This is a genomic window from Arenimonas sp. (genome assembly GCF_035312645.1).
Classification (GTDB): Bacteria; Pseudomonadota; Gammaproteobacteria; order Xanthomonadales; family Xanthomonadaceae; genus Arenimonas.
In genome coordinates, this window is sequence record NZ_DATGBO010000080.1 from 1 (window position 1) to 9,046 (window position 9,046).

General features: G+C 63.5%; 8 protein-coding genes and 1 rRNA gene. 8 read left to right on the plus strand and 1 reads right to left on the minus strand.

The genetic code is table 11. From position 1 onward, the window contains the following. A 5S ribosomal RNA gene (rrf, locus tag VKM35_RS07530) occupies positions 1-86 on the plus strand; the annotation flags it as partial. A 393-nt stretch (positions 87-479) separates the two neighbouring features. Here rrf and VKM35_RS07535 read toward each other — a convergent pair. Continuing rightward, positions 480-1,418 (minus strand): carbohydrate kinase family protein, encoded by a 939-nt coding sequence (locus tag VKM35_RS07535; RefSeq protein WP_324319989.1) that lies wholly within the window; start codon positions 1,416-1,418, stop codon positions 480-482. Positions 1,419-1,597: 179 nt separating this feature from the next. On the opposite strand from VKM35_RS07535, the gene VKM35_RS07540 reads away from it, so the two are divergent. From VKM35_RS07540 to VKM35_RS07570, 7 genes are all read left to right on the plus strand, one after another. After that, a complete protein-coding gene (locus VKM35_RS07540) occupies positions 1,598-2,635 on the plus strand; it encodes a rod shape-determining protein (RefSeq protein WP_324319991.1) in 1,038 nt (345 codons plus the stop codon). 136 nt (positions 2,636-2,771) lie between these two features. Beyond that, positions 2,772-3,797, plus strand: a complete 1,026-nt coding sequence (gene mreC / locus VKM35_RS07545) for a rod shape-determining protein MreC (RefSeq protein ID WP_324319993.1) — start codon at positions 2,772-2,774, stop codon at positions 3,795-3,797. Then, positions 3,794-4,279, plus strand: coding sequence for a rod shape-determining protein MreD (gene mreD / locus VKM35_RS07550; RefSeq protein ID WP_324319995.1), 486 nt, complete (start codon positions 3,794-3,796; stop codon positions 4,277-4,279). Before mreC ends, mreD begins: the two co-directional genes overlap by 4 nt. 2 nt (positions 4,280-4,281) lie before the next feature. Further along, entirely contained in the window at positions 4,282-6,231 is a 1,950-nt protein-coding gene (mrdA, locus tag VKM35_RS07555; protein ID WP_414636592.1) for a penicillin-binding protein 2, read from the plus strand. After that, the gene (gene rodA / locus VKM35_RS07560) at positions 6,228-7,325 is read left to right on the plus strand and encodes a rod shape-determining protein RodA (RefSeq protein ID WP_324319997.1); all 1,098 of its coding nucleotides are present in this window, start codon (positions 6,228-6,230) and stop codon (positions 7,323-7,325) included. Before mrdA ends, rodA begins: the two co-directional genes overlap by 4 nt. Positions 7,326-7,373: 48 nt before the next feature. Continuing rightward, positions 7,374-8,507, plus strand: coding sequence for a lytic murein transglycosylase B (gene mltB / locus VKM35_RS07565; protein WP_324319999.1), 1,134 nt, complete (start codon positions 7,374-7,376; stop codon positions 8,505-8,507). Next, the coding region (locus VKM35_RS07570) for a septal ring lytic transglycosylase RlpA family protein (RefSeq protein ID WP_324320001.1) at positions 8,507-9,046 on the plus strand (540 nt) is incomplete at its 3' end. The genes mltB and VKM35_RS07570, both read left to right, overlap by 1 nt.

Genomic DNA, 9,046 nt, shown 5'->3' on the forward strand with positions numbered 1-9,046 from the left:
CGATCCCATCCCGAACTCGGAAGTGAAACGCAACTGCGCCGATGGTAGTGTGGCCTAAGCCATGCAAGAGTAGGTCATCGCCAGGGTCTTATCGTAGAAAGCACAACCCCACCTCGAAAGAGGTGGGGTTTTGTTTTTGTGGCGGAGAAAAGGCCGCACACTGCGCGATCGCACTAGACACTGCGGAACCCAAGCGCGATCAAGCACGCGACCAATGGCTCGCCACACAGCAACGCCCACCTGCTGCAAGCTACTAACCAATGGCTGCCATGAGGCCTGCGTAGGTTCAGTGCGTGCTTGATCGCAGTGTTGAGGTCTTTGTGCCTCAAGCTCCAAGTTTCCGGATTGAGAGATTTTGCCTGCGCTGCTCGAAAAGCTTCGGCAGACGCAAATGAAAAACCCTTCGTCATCGACGAAGGGTTTTGTCGTGGTTATCGCGACGAAAGGACGATCCGCAGGCCGTTGGTCGGCCTCGCGATCTATCGCAATGCATACCCGAACTGCTGTCGGAACTGCTCCGCAAACTCCTCGAAATCGAAACGCTGGTTCTGCGGGCCAAGGTGCTCGATCTTCAGCGCGCCCATCAGCGAGGCGATGCGGCCCGTCGTCGCCATGTCGAGATCATTCATCCAGCCATAGATCAGACCGGCGCGATAGGCGTCGCCGCAGCCGGTCGGGTCGACCACGCGCATCGCGGTCGCCGCCGGAATCTGCAGCATGCCGGTCTTGGTGTGCACTTCCGATCCCTTCGGGCCGCGCGTGATCAGGTAGCCCTGCACGCGCTCGGCGATCTGCTTTTCGCTCAGACCGGTCTTGTCCTGCAGCAGGTTCGACTCGTAATCGTTGACCGTCACATACGTTGCCTGCTCGATCATCGCGGTCAGTTCGCGGCCGTTGAACAGGGGCATCGCCTGGCCGGGATCGAAGATGAAGGGGATGCCGAGCTCGGCGAATTCGGTCGAGTTCTGCAGCATCGCCTCGTACCCATCCGGGCCGACGATGCCGAAGGCCACATCTTTCACGTCACGTACGTGGTTCTCGTACGAACGCATCATCGCGCCCGGATGAAAGGCGGTGATCTGATTGTCGTCGAGGTCGGTGGTGATGAAGGCCTGGGCCGTGTAAAGGTCGGAAAGCTCCTTGACGTGGTCCATGCGGATGCCGCAGGTCTCGAAATGCTCGCGGTACGGGCCGAAATCCTGGCCGACCGTGGCCATCGGAATCGGATTGCCGCCCAAAAGCTTGAGGTTGTAGGCGATGTTGCCGGCGCAACCGCCGAATTCGCGGCGCATCCGCGGCACCAGGAACGACACGTTCAGGATGTGCACTTTGTCGGGAAGGATGTGGTTCTTGAACTGGTCTGGGAACACCATGATGGTGTCGTAAGCAAGAGAACCGCAGATCAGGGCGGACGACATCGGCAATCCTTTGGAAGCGTAGACGGAACGGCCGTTTGGGCCAAGGGCGCCATGTTAGCGCAAAGTCGGATTTCGAAATCGACCGATAGCCCCAAAACCCGGGATTTTCCTTGCCCGCGATGGGGGTGGTTGATACCCTAACCGACTATCCAATCCCCCCATTTTGCAGGCTCTCCTCGATGTTCAAGTACCTGCGCGGTTTGTTCTCGAACGATCTCTCGATCGACCTTGGCACCGCCAACACCCTCATCTATGTCCGCGGCCAAGGCATCGTCCTCAACGAACCCTCGGTCGTCGCTGTCCGCCACAGCAACGGCATTCGCGAAGTCGCTGCTGTCGGTGCCGAAGCCAAGAAGATGCTCGGCCGCACACCCGGCAACATCACCACCCATCGTCCGATGAAGGACGGCGTGATCGCCGACTTCACCCACACCGAAGAAATGCTCAAGCAGTTCATCCGCAAGGTGCATACCTCGCGATTCCTGCGCCCCAGCCCGCGCGTGCTGATCTGCGTGCCCTGCGGCTCGACCCAAGTCGAGCGCCGCGCGATCAAGGAGTCGGCCGAAGAAGCCGGTGCTCGCGAGGTCTATCTGATCGAAGAGCCGATGGCCGCCGCGATTGGCGCCGGCATTCCGGTCGACGAAGCCTGCGGTTCGATGGTCATCGACATCGGCGGCGGTACCACCGAAGTCGCGGTGATCTCGTTGATGGGCATTGTCTACGCGCAGTCGGTCCGCATCGGCGGCGACCGCTTCGACGAAGCGATCATCAGCTACGTGCGTCGCAGTCACGGCACGCTGATCGGCGAAACCACCGCCGAGCGCATCAAGCTCGAAATCGGCAACGCATTCCCGCAGGCGCTGGTGCGCGAGATGGAAGTCTCCGGCCGCAATCTCGCCGAAGGCGTGCCGCGCATGATCACGATCAACACCACTGAAGTTCTCGAAGCGCTGCACGAGCCGCTCGCCGGCATCATCAGCGCGGTCAAGCAGGCGCTGGAGCAGACGCCGCCGGAACTGTGCGCCGACGTCGCCGAGCGCGGCATCGTGCTCACCGGTGGCGGCGCCCTGCTCAAGGACCTCGACAAGTTGATCTCCGAGGAAACCGGCCTGCACGTGCACGTCGCGGACGATCCGCTGACCTGCGTCGCGCGTGGCGGCGGTCGCGCCCTCGAGTTGATCGACATGCACGGCAACGAGTTCTTCTCGCCGGAGTGAATCATGGCCCTGGCAGGAGCGGTCACGGGTTCTCGCCAGCGGCAGTCACGCAATACCTCCCGCCGCCGGCGCCTGACTCGCCGGCCATTCCGCGGGTCAGCTCGCGGCCCCCAGCTTTTTCGTTGGACGCAGCGTCTTGGCCTTCGCCGGTAAATCCACCTCCCGCCTCAGCGAAAGTGCTGCCACGACGCTACCGATCATGGCGTACATGGCGCTCGCGATCTGTTTGATGGTTGCCGATCATCGTGGTGGCTACGGCGAACAGATCCGCCATCGCGCCACCTGGATCACCGAGCCGATGTGGTGGCTGGCGAGCGCGCCGACCCGCACCTACAACGCATCGCGCGAAGGCCTCGCATTGCGCGGCCAGTTGCAGGATGAAAACGCGCATCTGCATCGCGAGCTGGAAATTTCCTCGGCCCGGCTCAATCGCCTCAGCGCCGTCGCCGAAGAAAACCAGCGACTGCGGCAACTGCTTGGCGGTACGCGAGGCTATCGCCTGAACGTGCAACTCGCCGGCGTGTTCGACGTCGATCTCGATCCGTATCGACAGCGCCTCGTGCTCGATGCCGGCAGCGACACGGGCGTGCAGGTCGGCCAAGCGCTGATCGACTCCGGCGGCGTGCTTGGCCAAGTGGTCGAAGTCGGCGCGCATCGTTCGACCGCATTGCTGCTCACCGATCCCGATCACGCCGTGCCCGTGCAGGTGGCGCGCACCGGCCTGCGCGCCATCGCCTACGGCACTGGTCGCAGCGACCGCCTCGACCTGCCGAATATTCCGCAAAGCGCCGATATCCGCACCGGCGATCTGCTGGTGACCTCGGGCATCGGCGGGCGATTCCCAGCGGGCTTTCCGGTCGGCACCGTCACCGAATTGCATCCCGATGCCACGCGTCTGTTCGTTGTTGCCGAAGCGCAGCCCGCCGCGCATTTCGAACGCGGACTGGAAGTGTTGCTGATCAGCAATCTTCCGGTGGTCACCGACATCGGCCCGCCGGCACCGAAGCACGCACAGAATCCAGCGATCGTACCGGCATCGCAAATACCGGCATCGACAGCGAGCGCACAAAAGCCCGCGACGCAGGTATCGCCGACGCAAAAGCCGACGACGCAAAAACCCGCAGCGCGCGAGCCGGCCGCGACCTCGGAGAAAAAACCGTGAATCGTGCCCCGACCGGCTGGTTGATCTACGGCAGCCTGTTGCTCGGTCTGTTGTTCGCCGTGCTGCCTTTGCCGGCCGGCGTCAGTGAAGCGCGGCCTTATCTTCTGGCCTTGTTGATTGCTTACTGGACGATGGAATCGCCGCTGTCGGTGGGTCTCGGCACGGCCTTCGTCACCGGTTTGCTCGCCGACCTGGTGACTGCGAGTCCGCTAGGCGAACAGGCCCTGCGTCTAGTCGTGCTCGCGTTCCTGGTGCAACGCTTCCGCGCCCGCCTGCGCTTCTTTCCGTTCTGGCAGCAGGCACTGGCAGTCGGATTGCTGCTGCTCAACGATCGCATCATCGTCGCCTTCGTTCATCTCGTCGTCGGCGCGGCCTGGCCGGCGTGGACAAGCTGGCTATCACCGGTGCTGGGCATGGCGCTGTGGCCGTGGATGTTCGTGTTGCTCGATCTTGTCCGCCTGCGTTCGCGCGAGCGCAACTGAGCATGGCGATGATGCGCGGCCCGCGTCGGCAGCAGATGAAGAATCCGCACGTCGAGGCGGACCAGTTCCAGCGCCGCGCCGCGATCGGATTTCTCGGCATCGCCGTTGCGATGATGGGACTGAGCTTCGGTTATTTCCGTCTGCAAGTGCTGCAGCACGAGGAGTTCCAGACGCGCTCGGAAGCCAATCGCATCAAGCCGCGACCGATCGTGCCGGCGCGTGGCCTGATCTTCGATCGCAACGGCAAACTGCTCGCCGACAATGTGCCGGCGTATCGCCTGGAAATCGTTCCGGAACAAGCCGGTAATCTGGAGCAGACCCTCGCTGCACTCGGCCAACTGGTGTCGATCAGCAGCGATGAGCTCGAACAGTTCAACGCCGCGCGACGCGTCACCCGCGGCTTCCGACCGGTGTCGCTGAAGCTGCGCCTGAGCGAGGAGGAGCGCGATCGGCTCGCGGTGAATCGCTACCGCTTCCCCGGCGTCGACGTCGTCCCGTATCTCACGCGTCGTTATCCGTACGGCAATCTTTTCGCGCACGTCGTCGGCTATGTCGGTCGTGTCGATGCCGGCGATCTCGAGGCGATGGGCGACAGCAAGGACACCGCGCTGACTCATGTCGGTAAATCCGGTCTCGAGAAATCCTATGAAACCGCATTGCGCGGCGAGATCGGCTACGAGAACGTCGAGCAGAACGTCGAAGGCCGCGTGCTGCGCGTGATCAATCGCGATCCAGCGAAGCCCGGCGCCGATCTGCAACTGAGCATCGACGTCGATCTACAGCGCGTGGCGATGGAAGCTTTCGGCGAACTCGACGGCGCCGCGGTCGCGGTCGATCCGCGCAACGGCGAAGTGCTGGCGATGGTCAGCCTGCCGATGTTCGATCCGAATCTTTTCGTCAACGGTATTTCCCACGTCGATTACAACATGCTGACCGAAGATCTTTCGCGTCCGCTGTTCGATCGCAACCTGCATGGCGCCACCGTGCCGGGCTCGACGGTGAAGCCGTTCATGGGCCTGGCCGGGCTCGAGTCGGGAATGCGCCGGCCCGAAGACAAGATTCTTTCGACGGGTGAATTCCATCTGCCCGGCGTCAAGCGCGGTTTCCGCGATGCCCACGCCGGCGGCCACGGCTGGGTGGATTTGCGCGAATCGATCGCGCAATCGGTAAACACGTATTACTACAAACTCGCCGTCGACATGGGCATCCAGCGCGTCGATGAATACATGGATCGTTACGGTTTCGGTCGCCCGACCGGCATCGACCTGATTGGCGAAAGTCCCGGCGTGATTCCCTCGCCGGCGTGGAAGCGCAAACGCTTCAAACAGGAGTGGTTTCTCGGCGACACCGTCAACTCCGGCATCGGCCAGGGCTACTGGCTGATCACGCCGATGCAGCTCGCGCAGGGCACGGCGACTTTGGCCGACGGTGGACTGCGGCAGCAACTGCATCTTGCGCGGGCGATGCGCCATGGATTCCAGGAAAGCTGGCAGCCGTTGCCACAACCGGCCGGCGTGCGCATCGCCAACAACGCCAGCAATGTGCGCGCGGTGCAGGAAGGCATGGAGGGCGCGGTCAACGGACCGCATGGCACCGCGCGGGCGATTGCCGTCGGCGCGCCCTACCTGATCGCCGGCAAGACCGGCACCGCGCAACGCGTCAGCCGCAAGGGCAACATCAGCCTGAGTCCGCATTCGCTGCCGCTAAACCAACGTCACCAGGCGTTGTTCATCGCTTACGCGCCTGCCGACAATCCCACCATCGCAGTAGCGGTAGTGGTCGAGCATGGCGGTTTCGGTGCGAGCACGGCGGCGCCGATCGCCCGCAAGATCATGGATGCGTGGTTGATCAAACACACCACGCCAATGTCGGGCGTGCTGCCGGAAACGCAGGGCAAGACGCCATTGCCACCGGACGCGACGCTGGATCCCGACGAGGAGCCCGCGCAATGATCGCCTGGCTGCGCGATTGGCTGCTCGAATTTCTCGACAAGGTCGATTGGCCGCTGTTGCTCGCGCTCAGCGCAGTGATGGTGGTCAGCCTGATCGTGCAGCACAGCGCCGGCGGTGGCGACAGCCACGTGGTGATCGCGCAGGGCGCGCGTTTTGTCGCTGGCATCGGCGGCATGGTGCTGCTCTCACGGGTGTCGCCGGCGCGGCTGCGCAACTGGACGCCCATCGCGTTCGCGTTGACGCTGGCGCTGATGCCGGTGGTGTTCGCGATCGGCTCCGGTCGCAGTGCGCGCTTGTGGATCAATCTTGGTTTTTTCTATCTGCAGCCGGGCGAATTGCTCAAGCTCACCGTGCCGATGATGGTTGCCTGGTATCTGCATCGTTCGCCGCTGCCGCCGAACTGGCGCACGCTCGCGGTCTGCGCGCTGATCATCGGCATCCCGGTGGTGCTGATCATCAAACAGCCAGATCTCGGTACCGGCATGCTGGTCGCGGCCTCGGGCGCGTTCACGGTATTTCTCGCCGGCATCGCCTGGTGGCGCATCGGATTGTTCGCCGGGCTCGGCGCCAGCGCGCTGCCGGTGGCCTGGCAGTTTCTGATGCCGTATCAAAAAGATCGCATCCTCACTTTCATCAATCCCGAATCGGATCCGCTGCGCACCGGCTGGAACATCATCCAGTCGAAAATCGCGATCGGTTCCGGCGGCTGGTTCGGCAAGGGTTGGGGGCAGGGCAGCCAGGCGCATCTGGATTTCCTGCCCGAGCACACCACCGATTTCGCCTTCTCGGTGCTGTCGGAAGAATGGGGCTGGATCGGCGTCAGCGTGGTGTTCGCGCTCTATCTGTTCATCGTCGGACGCTGCCTGTGGATCGCCGCCAATGCCCGCGACGGTTATTCGCGGTTGCTCGCCGGCGCGCTGGCGATGACGTTTTCGGTGTACGTGCTGGTCAATGGCGCGATGATCGCCGGCCTGTTGCCCGTGGTCGGCGTGCCGATGCCGCTGCTCAGTTACGGCGGCACCTCGGCGGTGTCGCTGCTCGCGGGTTTCGGCATCGTCATGTCGGTGCGCGCGCACCGCAAGTTCATGTCCTGAACCACGCCGACTCGCGCGGACCCCATGCTACATTCCGGAAAAAGATCGATGACGAACGCCATGCACCCTTCACGCTCCGCCATCATCGTGCTGCTGATTTGCGCGCTCGCCGCCTGCAGCGACGCCACCCGGAAAACGCCACCGGCGCCGATCGCGCCTGCACCTGTCGCGACGCCCGCACCGGTCGCGGCGCCGGCCGTCGAAGTGCAGCCGACCTTGCCGCAAGACACCGAAGCCGCATTCGTCGCGGAAGCCTCGCGTGCTTACGGCCTGACACCGGCCGAAATCGAAGGTTGGCTGGCGCAGGCGAAATACCGGCAAAGTATTGTCGATGCGATGTCGCGGCCGGCCGAATCGGTCAAGCCGTGGAAAGACTATCGCCCGATCTTCCTCACCGATGCACGCATCCAGCAAGGCCGCGCGTTCTACGCCGAGCATCGCGACGCTCTGCTGAAGGTGCAGTCGGAAACCGGCGTGCCGGCCGAGATCATCGTATCGATCATCGGCGTCGAAACCAGCTACGGGCGCGTCACCGGCAGTTATCGCGTACTCGATGCGTTGTACACGCTGGGCTTCTATTATCCGGTCAGCGGCAAGCCCGATCGCGTCGACTACGAACAGAAACGCGGAAGATTTTTCCGCGACCAGCTCGCGCAGGCGATCCTGCTTGCGAAAGAAAATCGCCTCGACTTCGCCACGCTCAAGGGCAGCTACGCCGGCGCGATGGGCTGGGGTCAGTTCATGCCGTCGAGTTATCGCGATTTCGCCAAGGACGGTGACGGCGACGGCCGTCGCGACCTGTTCACCGATCTGCCCGACGTGTTTGCCTCGATCGCAAATTATTTTGTCGCCAACGGCTGGCAGAAAGATTTGCCGGCGTTTGTGCCGGCGCAGGCGGATGCCGGCGCGGTCGCGTTCGTGCCCGAGAATTTCGAAGCCAAGTACAGCCTCGCCGAACTCGCGACGCGCGGTTACCGGCCCGTCGCGGCCGATGTGCCCGCACAACCGGCAACGCTGTTGACGCTCGATGGCGCGGCCGGCCCGGAGTACTGGATCGGCTACAGGAATTTCTACGTGATCACGCGCTACAACCGCTCGCCGATGTATGCGCTGGCGGTTTACCAGTTGTCGCGTGAAATCGCTGCCGGCGATGCCGGCGCCGGCACGCCCGCTTCGCCGTGATGCGTTTTTGCGCGGCCGCGTTGGCAGTCCTCGCGCTGGCGGGTTGCGCTTCGGCACCCAAGCATCGGCCATCCTCGCCGACGTCGATGCCGCGACATGCGGCGGCAACGCAATCGCCGCGCGATGGCGCCGTCACACCGGCCTTCAATCCCTGCGCGCCGACGCGCGAACACCGCGATAGCGATTACACGCCTGGCGGCCTGTATGCGCCCGGCGTTTCCGACAGCGGGCCGGCGACGCCGATCGACATCAGCGGCGTGCGCGAGCCGGTGCCGCATGACGAGCCGCGTTCGCGTTACGGCAATCGCTCGCCGTATTCGGTGCTGGGCAAGAGCTATCGCGTGCTCGACAGCGCCGACGGTTACGTCGAGCGCGGCACGGCCTCGTGGTACGGCAACAAGTTCAACGGACGCTCGACATCGAGCGGCGAGATCTACGACATCTGCTCGTTCACCGCCGCTCACAAGACGCTGCCGTTGCCGAGCTTCGTGCGCGTGACCAATCTCGACAGCGGGCGCAGCGTGATCGTGCGAGTGAAT